Source organism: Microcystis sp. M169S2, assembly GCF_020245865.1.
Taxonomy (GTDB): Bacteria; Cyanobacteriota; Cyanobacteriia; order Cyanobacteriales; family Microcystaceae; genus Microcystis; species Microcystis ichthyoblabe_A.
On record NZ_JADBUB010000114.1, the window covers coordinates 21,995 to 35,934 of the forward strand.

Consider the following 13,940-nt stretch of genomic DNA (forward strand, 5'->3'; position numbering starts at 1 on the left):
TTAGGGTTTGCTGAAAAGGTTTGGGGGTTAGGAGTCGGTCTTTAGGAGTCAGTATTCGACTTCCCCCATACAGAAATACTACACCCTACAGCCTGCCCCCAGGAAAAACTTTTTCAGTAAACCCTACTTATTAGGTTGATTTTGCCCGGGCCAGCCAATGGAGGTTAAAAATCCCTTGATAGATGGGATTATGGACCCGCAGCCGGCCCTGGTCTTTGATCACCAACCCCGATAAAAGTAACTCTTTTTCTGGGGGGCTATCCTCGGCAATCACCTCTTTTTCCCTTAAAATCCGTTCATAGAGTCTCAGGAGCAACTGGGAGCGATGACTGTTGAGAAGTCGATCTCGAATAGTCCGCAGATGTTCCGGTTCATCCTGAGCCTCCCAATTGTCAATGATCTTCTTCTGTACTAAGTCCTCAATCCAGGGGGCCTCACCATTGGGGGGAATCGGCGAGGTGGCGGTGCGAATTAACTGACAGAGTTTTTGGGTCAGAAAAGGTTGACCGTTTGTCCAGGCAAAGACTTCTTTTAAGACAGTTTGCGGGTTACTAACTTTCTCGGCCAATCCGCGCAGTAAAGGCTGGGCTTCGTGTTCCTTAAAACCCTCCAATTGAATCGAATGACCGATATTAAAAGGAGTGATTTGGTGGTCAGTAATTAAATCGGAGGGGGTGACAACACCGAAGAAAGCGAAGGTCAAACGCCGATAGAGCGGGTTAAAACCGCGCTGGTTATAGCAGGAACGAATCAGGGCAAAAAAGTCATTAACCGCAAAATTTAAGCCCAAAACGCTATCGATTTCATCGATAAAAATCACGATTGGTTTCGGGGGAGAACCGTCCAGTATCCCCACTTCCAGCAATAACACCTCTTCGATAAATTCGCCCAAGCGCTGCACTGCCGAGACATCTTCCCGTTCTTGCCACCAAGCTTTAAGATTAACCCTTTTGAGCAGGCCAAAACGTCGCCCTAACTCGAAGGCTATCCCCTTGTACCATTGGTCAGAAGTGACATTTTCGCTGCCGATGCGGGTTAAATCAATAGGAGCGCAACAGATGCCCTCGTGTTGGAGATGATCGATCATGCGTACCATTAAACTAGACTTACCCATTTGACGGGGATTGAGAACATAGCAAAAATCGCCGCGTTTGAGGGCTTTATAGAGATAACGGTCGGCGGCGCGGACCACGTAGGTGGGGGCATCCATGGGTAAACTGCCCCCCACTTGGTAGTCAAAGGTGCTAGATTCTTCGGTACTTCTGAGCAGTTCATTTTCAAACAATAATTCTGCTTGGGTGGCTTTGAGAATTTCTAGGGTTTGGCTGAGTTCTAGGGTGCGCTCCTGCACTTTCTGTTCTAGGGTGCGGCTATACTCGGCTAATTCTTCGGTAAAGCGAATCCGTTCCGCTTCTGCCTGTTTTCGTTCGGTAATATCGGTAAAAGCGGTGATCGCATAGATAATTTCTCCTTTTTCGTCAAAAACAGGCGTGGCATACACTTCTAGGGGGATAATCTTCTCTCCTTGGTGAACTTCTATATCATCCACCGTGTTTTTTTCCCCCCTTAAAGCTCGGAAAATCGGATGGTATTCTGTGGGATACAATCGATCGGTTCCAGCTTGATATAACTGATAGGTTTCCCCCAACTGATTAGCCGTGGTGATATTAACTATCTCTTTTCCTAAAATCTCTTGGGCGGTTTGATTGGCATAATAGGGTTGACTGCCGGCATCGAGGACAAATACCCCCACCGGCATGGCTTCTAAAAATTGCGCTAGTTGTCTCTGTTTGGCTTTGATTTCGGCGTAGAGTTTAGCGTTAGTAATTGCGATCGCCGCTTGGCTGGAGAGCAGTTGCAGCACTTCCAATCTTTCTTGGGTAAAAGCCCCGACGGTGAGATTATTTTCTAGATAGACAATTCCCCGCAGTTGTCCTTGGTCGAGGAGGGGCGAACAGAGCAGGGATTTGGTTTGATGGGTTTTAATATAGGGATCGTTGCTAAAATCGCCCTCATGGGCAGCATCGTTATTCAGAACGGTTTGACCGCTCCGGGCTACATAGTAAATAATTGAGACGGGAAGATGTTCTTCGATGGCATGAGATTTAAAGACTGTCACCCTGTCTTCCTGCACTGAACCGGAGGCTTCAATCAGTAGTTGTCCGCCGCTTTCTAGGATAAGATAGCCCAGCTGCGCCCCCGCATTTTCGATGAGAATTTTCATCAGGGTGGCGAGTAATTGATCTAAAACTATCTCGCTAGAAATGGCTTGGGATGCTTTCATAATCGTGGCTAAATCTAACAGTTCTCCCGAATGACTAACTGAATTTTTTCTGGTGGTAGTTCTCCTAGTTTCGGTCGGGGAATTGGAACCATAATTATTGACCATTAACTGAGAATAGCGGCTTTCTATATCTTTGACTTTAGCTGTTGCTCCCCAAATAGAATAGAGATAAGCAGCTTCATTGATGTAGGTTTTGGCAATTTTTACTTTACCCCAATCGAGATAGAATTTCGCCGCTAGTTCGTTAGCCAGTGCCTCTTCATTAATGTATTCATTTTCCTTGGCTTTAGCGATGGCTAGATCGTAGTTTTCTATGGCTTCTAGATAGGATTGCTGCACCCGGTCTTTTTCCGCTTGCACTAAGTAAAATTTATGGAGATAGTTAGAGGGGGCTTGATTGGCCCATTCCTGTTGCTTTTTCTGATTATTCTTCACTCGTTCTAATACTTGCTGTTTTTGGTCATTGTCCAGATGATTATAAATAGCTAAATGAGCGAGGGAATCATAGAAATTATGCAGAGAAATCAAGAAAGTAGCGGTGGCTCCCCCTAGATAATTTTGGGCTTGGTTAGCATTTTCAATGGCTGTTTCGTACTGTCCAAATAGATAACAAAGGTATAATTTATTAACAAATAAAGCACAGAGACCATAGAGATCATTAGCCTCTAGATGGTACGGTAACATAACAGTTTCTTGATAGTATTTTCCTTCTAAACGGCTGGAATTTTCCGAGCGCCCCAGCAGATTTAAAACTGTTTGACCGTAGATTTTTAGATAGTTGCGGGTGTTTTCTTGTTTGAGCTTAACAAAAGCCAGATCATAGTTAGCTATTTCTCCGGCTAATTCGGTTAATTCCTGTCCGATAAAGGCGGAATGAAAACAGTAAAGATAGGCGCAGGTTGTTCCGTAGTAGAGATCGCCCATTTCTAAACCGGTTTGATAGGAAGATTTTAACAAGGACAGGGAATTTTTAATCGGTTCTTTCCAGATACTAATAGTGGCGGAAAAGACGGCAATTATTTTCGGCATCAGGGCTTTGGCATGAAATTTATCAGCAATGTTTAAAGCTAATCGTCCAAATTGATAACCCGTTTCCCAATCTTCTAAAAGACCACAAAGAATTAAGCCATAATTGACATAAGTAAAAGCCGCTAGATAACTATTGCCGTATTCAATTGATAAGTTAACCTGTTTTGATACTAGGATGGGTAAGAGATGAGGTGCGGCAATATAAACAGGAGGAAATATGGCACTCGCTATCTTCATGATTGCTAATTTTTCTTCCTCATTTATCGGCGGTAAATTACTTAAATTTTCGATATTTTGACCCGCTAATTTTTGCCTAGTTTTATTGAGTTCTTCCTTAATATCTGATGATTTTAAGGATTCAAGAATCTCGAAATCTAGGCTTTTGAGGACGGATAAACCAATTTCTACCGCTTTTAGTTCGTGATTTTGGGCTTGATAAGCTTCGATGATTACTTCATAAACTTTCACCTTATCTAGGGTTGTTTTTGCCTGTTTTAATACGAGATTAGCCCAGCGTTGCATCTGCTCAAAATCCCCACTTAAATAGGCGATTTCTGTGGCTTCAGAATAAATATCTAAAGTCAGTTGATAGTTATTTTTCCAGCTTGATTTTTTGAGAAGTTTTTGAGCGATTTTAATATATTTTAAGGCTCCAGTTTTGGCATTAGCTGCTTTTGCCTTTTGGGCTGCTAGTAAATTCAAGTTAGCCACTGACTCTCGTTCTTTTTCCTCGCTAATTAGTTGATAACCAAGATTGAGATGATCGACTATTTTAAAAATTTTTTCCGATAATTCATTGGCGGCAGTATGCTGCCAAAGTAGGCGACCAATTTTCAAATGAATTAAAGATTTTTTGCTGTCTTCGATGAGAGCGTAAGCTCCTTGTTGAATGCGATCATGAGCAAATTTATATTCTTGAATCAGTAATTGTTCATCCAATTCTGAGAGGGGAATAATTAAACCAGCTTCGCTACTAGAAGTTAAAATTGGTAAAAGTTCTGGAGGTGATTTTTCAGAGATTACTGCTAGAATGTTTAAATTAAATTCTGAGCCAAGACAAGCTGCTAAACTTAAAATTTCCTGGGTTTCGGGGGGCAATTTCTGCATTTTGCCCATCATAAATTGAATCAGATTATCGGTACTGCCAATCCTTTGAATTTGGCCGAGATGCCATTGCCAATAGCCCCTATTATTATCGGTTTTAGTGGTTGTTTCTTGCCCCGATTGGAAAAATAGCAAATTTTCCCAGTAGATAGTTTTGAGAAATTCATTGACAAAAAAAGGATTACCGTGGGTTTTTTGCCAGACTAAAGCGGACAAAGATTGCACATAATCAAGAGAATGATTTAAGGTGTCAGCAATTAACCGATTTACCTGTTCAAGACCCAGAGGTTTTAAAATAACTTGATTGATAATTATGCCCCCCTGCTCTAATTTATCGAGAGTAGCACTTAGGGGATGGGTGGAATTAATTTCGTTACTGCGATAGGAACCAATTAAAAATAAATAGTCCATATCGCCATCGAGCATAATTAATTCTATTAACTGGAGACTAGCCAAGTCTGCCCATTGCAAATCATCGAGAAAGATGACCAGGGGATGTTCTGGGGAACAAAAGACCCGAATAAAATTTTTAAAGACTAAATTAAAGCGATTTTGAGTAGCGATCGCTCCTAATTGTAACACCTCTGGTTGTGAACCGATAATTAATTCCAGTTCGGGAATCACATCAATAATAACCCGTGCATTCGCCCCCAAAGACTTTAAGAGTTTTTGTCGCCATAGTTGCAGTTGTGGCTGACTTTCCCCCAAAAGTTGCTTGACGAGATGAGTCAAAGCGCTAATCACGGCAGCATAGGGAATATCGCGCTGAAATTGGTCAAATTTACCAGAGATAAAAAAGCCGCGTTTTTCAGTAATTGGCTGATAAATTTCCTTAACTAGGGTGGTTTTACCCATGCCAGAATAACCGGTAACTAGCATCAGTTCGGTGCGAGAGGAGTTTTTATCCGCGGTGGCTACCCGTTGAAAAGCAGTGAGGAGAGTGGCGATTTCTATCTCCCTACCGTAGAGTTTTTGGGGAATTTGGAACTGATTGGCTAGATCTTGCCTAGCGATGACAAAATCCTCAATTTTACCCGTTGTTTCTAGTTGTCTTAAACATTCTTCTAAATCTGCTCGAATACCGTAGGCACTTTGGTATCGTTCCTCGGGGGTTTTAGCCATCAGTTTCCTGATGATTGCTTCCACCACTGGGGGAATTTTCTCCCTGACGAGACTATTAATCTCCAAAGGTTGTTTAGCCAGATGACAGTGAACTAATTCCAAAGCATCGTTAGCCCGAAAAGGTAATTGTCCGGTGAGAAGTTCGTAGAAGCTAACGCCCAAGGAATAAAAATCCGTGCGGTAATCGAGACTGCGATTCATCCGTCCGGTTTGTTCGGGAGAAATATAGGCTAAAGTCCCCTCCAGGACGTTGGGATTTTTTAGCCCCGGATTTTCCCGCTGCAGGACGCTGGCAATGCCAAAATCGATGATTTTAATCTGTCCGGTTTCGGGGTTAAGAACTATATTGGCAGGATTAATATCTTTGTGAATAACCTTGGCGTTGTGAATTTTCTCTAAATTAGCCACTATTCGGAGTGCAAGGCTTAAAAAGTCCCTTAAGGCCAGAGGTTTGCCCCCTAGCCATTTTTTTAAGGATACACCCCCGAAATCTTCCAAAATAATCACGGGAGTTCTGCGGTAGGTTTCTAAACCATAGGCTTTAATCGCCCCCTCGAAGTTCAGACCGCAGATGGTTTTATACTCCTGTTTGTAGTGGGTTAGTTCTTGGGTGGTGGGATATTCTTGCTTGAGGATTTTGAGCATAACCGGTTGATTATCGGCGATGCGAATGGCCCGATAGACTTCCGAGTTAACACTTTCGTAGATTTGGGCAAGAATGTCGTATCCGTTGAGAACAATCATTTTTTTACTTGGCGATTGTAAATGGCTGCGGGTTTCCCCAAGAAAAATTCTACGGGAACTAAAACAAGACTCCGCAAGGCTGACAGGACTTGATTTACCTGTGAGACGGAAGGACGGGGAGAAGGCAGCACCTGCTCGAAATACTCGGAATGCAAGGTAAAACCAAAGTGAACATCTTCCGGCAAACTCAGTTTAGCAATCGGTCCGTCCTTGAGATTGTCAGGGTTAAATAACCAAGCTTCTAATACTCTGGTCGGGGTTAAAACCGTCGTAAATAGATAGCCCTGTTCTTGGGGAATAAACTGAATGCTATCTAAAATATAGCCATCGGGACAAACATAAAAATCCAGTGGTCCCCGACCTAAATGTGATACATGAGTATCACTGGCTTTTTGTTCTTGGCTAATCTGTTCAGTTAACTGATTCCAATCCTTATCGAAGGGAACCTTGGCTAATACCGAGGGCAAGTCATGACAGGGAAGTTCGGCATCGCTGAGGATGCGATTACTTTGGTCGCGACAATCCATATACTGACGACGACAGATTAATTCGCGCACATAACCAGCATAAACCTGATAAATGGCGCTGTATCCCTGTTCCAATTCCCGCGGGTCGGCGGTGTAGAGAGTGGTAGAGAACCACCCCGGATGGACGAAAGCCTGTTCGCTCATCACCCTGGCATCTTCGATAACCACTTTGCGCAGCACTCCGGGGTCAAAGGAAAACATCCAGGGGATGCCGTGGTATTCGGGGGGATAACTCTGACCGGTAAAATGTTGGATATCGTCTTTTTCGATCGCTTCGGTTAAACTAATAGTGGCATTTTGGATGGCCACAATCTGAATTTGACCGTTGGTACTATAGTAACTACAAAGGAAGTGATAACTGTCGCCATTGAAGGTAATTAATCGCGAGGGAACGGTGGTTTCTTCTTCCTTGAGATCTTGACGTTTAACCAGATAAATTTGAGTTTTCGGATAGGTTTCTTCAGGCTTAATTCTGATACCTAATAGTTTGGCTACTCCCATCTGAAAGGGCATATCGGGAATCATGATATAATCTTCGGTGACGATGACCGAATGGGGACTACCATCGAGGATAGCTCCCTGTAGTTTCCAGGGTTTAAGTTGTTTTTGTTGATCCCAAAGAACAATATACACCGATTTATCTAAATCTTTTAACATACCTCCCGATACAAGTTTTAGCTTTAATTCACAGGTGATAAATTCTTTGGTTTTTTTGTCGTAGAAGGGATGAGCGGTATTTTCTAGGACTGGGAAAATAGACAAAGGCACGGAAACAATATGTTGGTCAAAATAACCAATCGGAGTGATAGTATCCAGGGAAACCGGATCCACTTCCCAGTAACGTCCCGCATCGGCAGTGAGAATTAATCGGGTTTCTTCTAGTTGTTGCTCTTCGGCAACTTTTTCTAGTTTAACCATAGCAGTATTCGCTATTTCTGAACAACCCAAAATGCTGACCACGGCAGGAAAAGTGGCTTGACTAATATTAAATATCGGTAAAACTTTTCGCCAAAAACTATCCCAAGTTTTCAGTTTTTTACTGTAAACGTTAACTTGATTATTTTTACCTTGCAAGTCCCATCTAATAATTACACCTTCGCCAGAGAACAAATGACGGTCATTTTTTCTATGAAAAGGACAGACGATAAAAACGTATCCCGACAGATTTTCCGGCCAATGTCCCTCAGTAATTGTGGCGACTGCCTTATATAAATTGTTCTCATCCGGCCGACCGAGTTGCGAGCGACTAAAATTACTAACGTTGACAGTATTTTGGACAGTATCTTTGATTGACATATTCATAAGTAGGGTTTGCGGCAAAAAGTTTGTTGGTGGGGTTAGTAGCCGGTCGTCAGGAGTCAGGAGATAGGAGTCAGGAGATAGGAGCCGGTCGTCAGGAGATTATTTTATTTATTCCCCCCACACCCTACACCCCACACCCTACACCCTACACCCTCACTGATAACTGATTACTGTTTACTGATAACTGATAGAGGATTTCACCTCTAAAAAATAGCGTCGATACAATTCATAGCCTGGTACCACTTTATCTCCTGATTGTTTGAGTAGTCCCATACTGCTGAGTTTGTAAGCGAGAATTGGGTCTAATTGTAAGGGTTCCACGGCGCTCATCACCCGATCGAGGGCTTTTGCTAGTTCAGGCTGTTGTTCTAATACTGCCCAATGGCGCCGCAGGTGATGGGCATAGATCCCCGTGACGGAGGTGGCACTGGTTAATATTTGCGTCATGGTTATTTCCTCCCGACTGAGATAGTAGAGGGCGGTTTGCACCAAAGCTGGGTGTCCTCCCACTAACTCCATCAGTTGTTGGACTTTTTCCTGATTTTCCCAAGTGAGTTGATAACGTTGGGCTAATTTTAATACCTCCTCCAGACTAAAATGACTTAGCTGTGCGGGGAATCCCACGTTAAAGGGGGATTGATTGAGCTGCAGGGGAACATAAATTTCTGTGGAATGGACGACGATAAGACGGAGTTTTTGCCAAATAGGTAGGGTTTTGGCTTCTTCGTACCAAGAACGCAGCAGCGGTAAAAAATCCTTGGCCACTTGGGGATGTTCAAAAATCTGATTAAGTTCATCGAGAGCGAGGACAATGGGGGCAGTAATTGATTCAAGGATATAGTCCTGGATATAGGCGGTACAGCTAATCTTGCTGCCTAAATCCTCATCCCAATACTCATCTAATTGGGGTTTTAACTGTAGTTGACGAGCGACATTGGCACACAACCAGCGCAAAAATTGGTTTAAATCAGCCAAAATCGTCTGGTCCACCTGTTCTAAGTTCAAACTCACCGTGCGGTAGCCTTGCTGTTTGGCAAAATCGAGCATTCTCAAAAGTAGGGAAGTTTTGCCCATTTCTTTGGGAGCCTTTATCCGCACTAAAGCCCCCGGTTTCTTGATTTCCTGCCTTATCTGTTCTTCGAGGGGAAGACGTTCTAAATAAAATGGGGAACCAAGGGGAACTGCCCCATTGGGATAGGGGGGTAATGTGTCCAATTTTTCGCTCTTGGCTGCCGAATTAACCGGAATTTTGTCTTCAGGGGGTGTTTTTAGCTGAAAATTCAGGGCGGCGATTTCTTGCCAGTCCAGACATAATCGACGACAAATTTGTTCAAAAGTGGCTTGTTCTACCGGTTTACCAGTCAGGAAGTTGCTGACAGTAGCCAGACTAAATTCAGCTTCTTTGGCTAAGGAGCGTTGACTGCTAAAGCCCTGCTTTCTCACGGCTAATTTAACTTGATTGAGGCAGTGTTGTTGTACTCTTAGATGGCCCGACATGGAATCTCTCATAAGAAGTGGGGTGTAGGGTGTGGGGTGTGGGGTGTAGGGTGTGGGGTGTGGGGAGTTTTCTCAGTGAACTGATAACTGATAACTGATAACTGACTTCTAACCCAATGGTAGATGTTGGATTTTTGCAGGAGTTCTATTTTTCGACAAAGATAAGCAAAAATTATCTATTGACTCCAAAAACTTGAGAATATTTAAATTAACATTTCGCAATATTTACAAATTCTTAAGAATTAATTGAGAAAGATTTTTATTTAACAACGATTTTACAATGGTTACAGCGATTTGATAGAATTTCATAGTCGGTTATTTTGTGCTTTTTTAAGCAGCAATGGCTGAAACCCTTGCCACACCTAGAAGGTGATCCTAATTAAGACGGGTAAATGAGTCAATTTCACCCACAACGATGATCTTTTTTTTGTGTAGTTTTATTGCAAAAAAAAAGTTTTTTTGACAAAAAGCAGAAAGTATGATAGGAGCCGAACGTATTTCTGGCTGCCAGTAGTTATTGCCGAGTGGGAGTTGGGGAGTATTTCCAGTAATCAGTGGACTGAAACGCAAATCTGATAACTGATGACTGATGACTGATGACCCCTGCTATGAGCATAATGCCAGAGAGCCGCCGCTAATTGCTGTCTTTCACTTTCAGGGTGTTCTTGACGCACCATCTCTACATATTTATTCCCGCTTTCAGGTTGTATTCCTCTACCGAGGATAAGGCGATCGCTCCAATGGGTTGTTCCACTGATTTCCCTTCTAGATCGAGCGTTGCTACAGCCAAAAGAGATTTAGGAATCTCTCGGTCAATCTTGTTGTTAACAAGCTGTAAATCAACGGGAAACTGCTTATCTTGGCTGAAAAAACTCGATTCTAAAGTCCCAAACCGATCTAGCCGTGTCAGGCAAAGCGTTCTCTGACTTTTTGTTGATGTTACCTCGATATAAGGTTCTCTCAGTTCAGGATGCTGGTTTTTCAGGTCTTCAAGCGATCGCGCTGACTTTAAATAATCATTGTAGGTTTCCTTGATTTCGATCGCTATCTCAGTAAGATTCTGATTGTTAACTTCGGGAAAAAAACCACGAAATTGATTGACAGGACGAGGTATTAAGAGACTTTCTCGCCATTTCTGATTAGCAACCCCAATCATCCCGTCAACTGCCCCATAATTGCTGCTTTCTAAGGGATGGGGGCGATAAACTTGGGGATAACGGCTTTTATCCCTTCCTGCTAACCAGGTGACGGGTTGATAACCGCCAATTTCCTTACAGGCCTTCAAAATTGTGGTGTCTGGACGTAAAGCACTTTTTGGCCCGTCAACTGCAAGGCATTGAGAGCGACATTTTGAGTTGAGGCAGCCACCTGCTTGTCGGTGGCTAAATGCGACAGATACTGGCGGATTTCGGACACTCCCATCTCTGGAGGGGTGGCGTTTGTTGTGTAAAGAGGATAAAGTCTCGAATGTAGTAGAGGTAGGATTTTTCCGTCTTCAAGCTAAGGTGCTTGAGACGCATGACTTCTCGGACTCGTTCTAACAGTCGATGGAACTGGGCTTCTTCTGTCATCGGCAAATGCGGTAAAATCGGTTTGGCAGAGATACTAGACCGCCCCCTGCGGTAATTATGCCCAAATGGGGGTGATTAAACCGCACGGTGCGGTATTAAGTTTTATTTATGAGGTGTTAGACCGATGGAGGTGGGATAGTAGGATAAAGGGGGGTGCTAGACCGCAGTAAGCGGTTGAATTAGTGGTTAGACACACCAACTCGAAGTCAATGCCTTAAGTTAAAATTTCAGACAATCAAGGGCAATAGTATGGGTATCATTGATTTTAAGTCACTGAGTAATAAAGATAGTTGGGCGAATCCAGATCCTGCTATCCGAAAGAAAGTCCAAGATAAGCTTGTGCGTTTAAGTTTTGATGAAAAAGCGGAAAAACTTGAACAGGAACTCAAAGACTTGATCCCTAGTCTAAGTGGAGTTTTGAATCAATCAGTACTGCGAGATGCTAGACATGGCGAAAAATTTGATCCAGAACAACATTTTTCCCCTATACTCGTAATTCAGAATTTAGATTATGAATCAGTTTTTAAAACATCTCTTCTTTTCGATAGCTTAGAAAAAGCTATCAAGAGCGGTGATAGAAGTGACTGTGTTGTTGTTTGTAAGTTCAATCAAAATATTCTTCGCTCAAGAGGGGTTAATCTGGTAAATCAAGCTTTGAGTATTCTGTCTTCTCGTGTGGATTCAAATGATCAAAGGCTTGTGGGAAATGTTAGGACAATCAAATACTCTGCGGCGAATTTTATTGAGCAGTATACTAAGCGAGACTATCACTCTACTTCACAATTGACGGAAACCCTACTAGATGAGTTCAAACATATTCTGTCCGCCAATGATGAATTGAGTCAACTAAGAGCAGTCGCTGCAATGCTCCGTTTTACAGGTTTAATAAAATTTCGTTCTGAGGAATTTCAAAAAAAGCTACATCAAGCATTTGGTGGAGTTGGTATTTCTGGCGAGATTGTCGAGCGCATTAATTCTATTGTCAGTAACTACATTGATTTTGATAAAGTCCCAACTATTAAATCATTGACAGTACAAGAGGAACATAAGGTAAAGATTCGCTCAGAATTTCGAGAATTGCAATATCTAATTCAAGTTGAGTTCATGGATCGGGTTGATAGAAGAAGTGTACAGAGATTAGACAGACAGCTTAACCTCAATTTAGGCAATGATTATGAGAATCTTTTGCGATCTATTACTCAATTTGCTATAGAGAGATATAGTGAAGATACTAGATTGCTAGACAGTTCCATAGCCAGTATTGAAAAAAGCTACTCTTCAATTTTTGATAAATTAGAAAATATCAAGCTTCAGCATAGCCATTTATCTGGATTACTCAACGCGGCCAAATTTAGTTCTAATACTATAGAGATCAATCCAAAATTCTTGGATTCTAATGCTAAAAACCACTTACTTGAACTATTGCAAAAGCAACCTGAATATTCTCAAATTACTTTACTACCTGAAGATGAAATCTTAGTCTTATCTGCTAATCATGTAAATTGCCCAAACGGTCGTCTTTTCAGAATGGCTGTTTACAAGTGGCTACAAGATCATCCATTAAAACAGATAGAGCTTTACGAACAGGAGTTGAATAATTCTATTCTTGAGTCGAGTAAAACATTCTTTCCGTTTTTGAACTCTTTTTTAAAGGAAAACTTCATAGGGTGAGAAAACATGGCTCTTTAGTAACGCACCATCAATTTTCGGCTCTTCTCGACTTTGTGTGATAATTTTTGCTTATGAAATCGTGAAATGTTTACTAGGAAAGACTTTTAGGACTATTTTGTTAAATAAACTATCAGTATAGACCTCATTTCCACACAGAAACCAGAAGAGCCAATTTTCTAATATGCGGTGGGTTACGCTGTCGCTAACCCACCCTACTGGACTGTTTCAGCTAATTTGGTGTATTAGAAAAATGCTATAAATTTTATAATCTAAGACTTTAAGCCGAAATCTATTGCCCTATTTTAGTTGAAACAGTCCACTACAGTGCTACTGTGAAGAGACAAGCTGATGTCCGAGGTTATAATGGTCAAAGAGTTAAAAAAGAAATTAATCTAATCAATAGCCACAATGAAGGTACAGCCAAATGAGTCAAGTCTTAACCCTAGAATTGAGCGATGAAGTTTATGCCACCTTGCAACAGCAGGCTAAAATATTAGGGATCGACCTGTCAGAATTAGCAGCAACTTCCCTCGAACGACAGTATCGCTTAACAAAAGCTAAAGACCAACGCACGGAAGCCGAAAAAGAAGCAGCACGTCAACGCTTTCGAGCGCACGCTGGCTCAATTAGCGGCTATCCGACAGGAGCAGATAATGAAAGCATTGATGCTGACTTAGGGAGAGAGTATGGAGATACTCATGAGGAGACATGAAATCGGTGATACTCCTCGATAATTCTGGGTTACTTTGCTATGTCTATCGTGATCAACCAGGACATGAAGAAGCTGTCCAATTGTTAGATAGTGCAGGTAAAAGCATCACCCACAGTTACGTTTTAGCAGAGTTAGTTGCTCTAGCTCAAGTTCGGCGTTACCCGCGTTTAGCTACCCTAGAATTTATCACCGATTTGCTAGAAAATCCAGATATCGAGACAGTTTGGATAGATGAGCCTGGCTCTTCTGGTTTTCGTGTGTTAATTTTTGTTATGAATTAAAGCAAGCAAACAGCTTAAGTCGAAGATGTTGAAAATTGGTAAATCCATAACTCATTCTTTTAATAAGCTTTATTTTGGTATTCATTCCCTCAATTA

11 protein-coding genes are annotated in these 13,940 nt (G+C 42.1%); 4 read left to right on the forward strand and 7 right to left on the reverse strand.

The annotated features are described in order from the left end of the window. Positions 1 to 130 precede the first annotated feature (130 nt). Positions 131 to 6,283 carry an AAA family ATPase gene (locus IM485_RS12195; RefSeq protein WP_287743358.1) on the reverse strand — a complete coding sequence of 2,051 codons (6,153 nt, stop codon included), beginning with the start codon at positions 6,281 to 6,283 and terminating at the stop codon, positions 131 to 133. Then, entirely contained in the window at positions 6,280 to 8,112 is a 1,833-nt protein-coding gene (locus IM485_RS12200) for a carotenoid oxygenase family protein (protein ID WP_194016966.1), read from the reverse strand. Before IM485_RS12200 ends, IM485_RS12195 begins: the two co-directional genes overlap by 4 nt. 26 nt (positions 8,113 to 8,138) lie before the next feature. On the opposite strand from IM485_RS12200, the gene IM485_RS12205 reads away from it, so the two are divergent. After that, positions 8,139 to 8,279, forward strand: a complete 141-nt coding sequence (locus IM485_RS12205) for a hypothetical protein (RefSeq protein WP_228009742.1) — start codon at positions 8,139 to 8,141, stop codon at positions 8,277 to 8,279. A gap of 7 nt (positions 8,280 to 8,286) precedes the next feature. Here IM485_RS12205 and IM485_RS12210 read toward each other — a convergent pair whose 3' ends face one another. From IM485_RS12210 to IM485_RS12220, 4 genes are all read right to left on the reverse strand, one after another. After that, on the reverse strand, positions 8,287 to 9,621 hold the full coding sequence (locus IM485_RS12210) for an AAA-like domain-containing protein (protein WP_104397432.1): 1,335 nt from the start codon (positions 9,619 to 9,621) through the stop codon (positions 8,287 to 8,289). A 667-nt stretch (positions 9,622 to 10,288) separates the two neighbouring features. Continuing rightward, the gene (locus tag IM485_RS12215; protein ID WP_104397433.1) at positions 10,289 to 10,894 is read right to left on the reverse strand and encodes a hypothetical protein; all 606 of its coding nucleotides are present in this window, start codon (positions 10,892 to 10,894) and stop codon (positions 10,289 to 10,291) included. Next, entirely contained in the window at positions 10,891 to 11,031 is a 141-nt protein-coding gene (locus tag IM485_RS22740; protein WP_104397434.1) for a phage integrase N-terminal SAM-like domain-containing protein, read from the reverse strand. Before IM485_RS22740 ends, IM485_RS12215 begins: the two co-directional genes overlap by 4 nt. After that, positions 10,992 to 11,180 carry a phage integrase N-terminal SAM-like domain-containing protein gene (locus IM485_RS12220; RefSeq protein WP_104397435.1) on the reverse strand — a complete coding sequence of 63 codons (189 nt, stop codon included), beginning with the start codon at positions 11,178 to 11,180 and terminating at the stop codon, positions 10,992 to 10,994. The genes IM485_RS22740 and IM485_RS12220 overlap by 40 nt, the downstream gene beginning before the upstream one ends. Before the next feature lie 249 nt (positions 11,181 to 11,429). On the opposite strand from IM485_RS12220, the gene IM485_RS12225 reads away from it, so the two are divergent. The 3 genes from IM485_RS12225 to IM485_RS12235 all read left to right on the forward strand — a co-directional run bounded on the left by IM485_RS12225 (position 11,430) and on the right by IM485_RS12235 (position 13,844). Beyond that, positions 11,430 to 12,851 carry a hypothetical protein gene (locus IM485_RS12225; protein WP_079208507.1) on the forward strand — a complete coding sequence of 474 codons (1,422 nt, stop codon included), beginning with the start codon at positions 11,430 to 11,432 and terminating at the stop codon, positions 12,849 to 12,851. Positions 12,852 to 13,275: 424 nt separating this feature from the next. Beyond that, positions 13,276 to 13,563: a hypothetical protein gene (locus IM485_RS12230; RefSeq protein ID WP_079208509.1), complete on the forward strand. Its 288-nt coding sequence runs from the start codon at positions 13,276 to 13,278 to the stop codon at positions 13,561 to 13,563. After that, a complete protein-coding gene (locus IM485_RS12235; RefSeq protein ID WP_287743365.1) occupies positions 13,560 to 13,844 on the forward strand; it encodes a PIN domain-containing protein in 285 nt (94 codons plus the stop codon). Before IM485_RS12230 ends, IM485_RS12235 begins: the two co-directional genes overlap by 4 nt. Here the strand turns inward: IM485_RS12235 and IM485_RS12240 are convergent. After that, positions 13,834 to 13,940 (reverse strand): transposase (locus IM485_RS12240; RefSeq protein ID WP_287638279.1); only part of this gene is annotated, 107 nt, incomplete at its 5' end. The genes IM485_RS12235 and IM485_RS12240 overlap by 11 nt on opposite strands.

What these genes read in the sequence shown, in the direction of transcription:
- IM485_RS12195 (WP_287743358.1), bottom strand. Translation starts at nt 6,283, where the DNA reads ATGATTGTTCTCAACGGATACGACATTCTTGCCCAAATCTACGAAAGT.
- IM485_RS12200 (WP_194016966.1), bottom strand. Translation starts at nt 8,112, where the DNA reads ATGAATATGTCAATCAAAGATACTGTCCAAAATACTGTCAACGTTAGT.
- IM485_RS12210 (WP_104397432.1), bottom strand. Translation starts at nt 9,621, where the DNA reads ATGAGAGATTCCATGTCGGGCCATCTAAGAGTACAACAACACTGCCTC.
- IM485_RS22740 (WP_104397434.1), bottom strand. Translation starts at nt 11,031, where the DNA reads ATGGGAGTGTCCGAAATCCGCCAGTATCTGTCGCATTTAGCCACCGAC.
- IM485_RS12220 (WP_104397435.1), bottom strand. Translation starts at nt 11,180, where the DNA reads ATGACAGAAGAAGCCCAGTTCCATCGACTGTTAGAACGAGTCCGAGAA.
- IM485_RS12225 (WP_079208507.1), top strand. Translation starts at nt 11,430, where the DNA reads ATGGGTATCATTGATTTTAAGTCACTGAGTAATAAAGATAGTTGGGCG.
- IM485_RS12230 (WP_079208509.1), top strand. Translation starts at nt 13,276, where the DNA reads ATGAGTCAAGTCTTAACCCTAGAATTGAGCGATGAAGTTTATGCCACC.
- IM485_RS12235 (WP_287743365.1), top strand. Translation starts at nt 13,560, where the DNA reads ATGAAATCGGTGATACTCCTCGATAATTCTGGGTTACTTTGCTATGTC.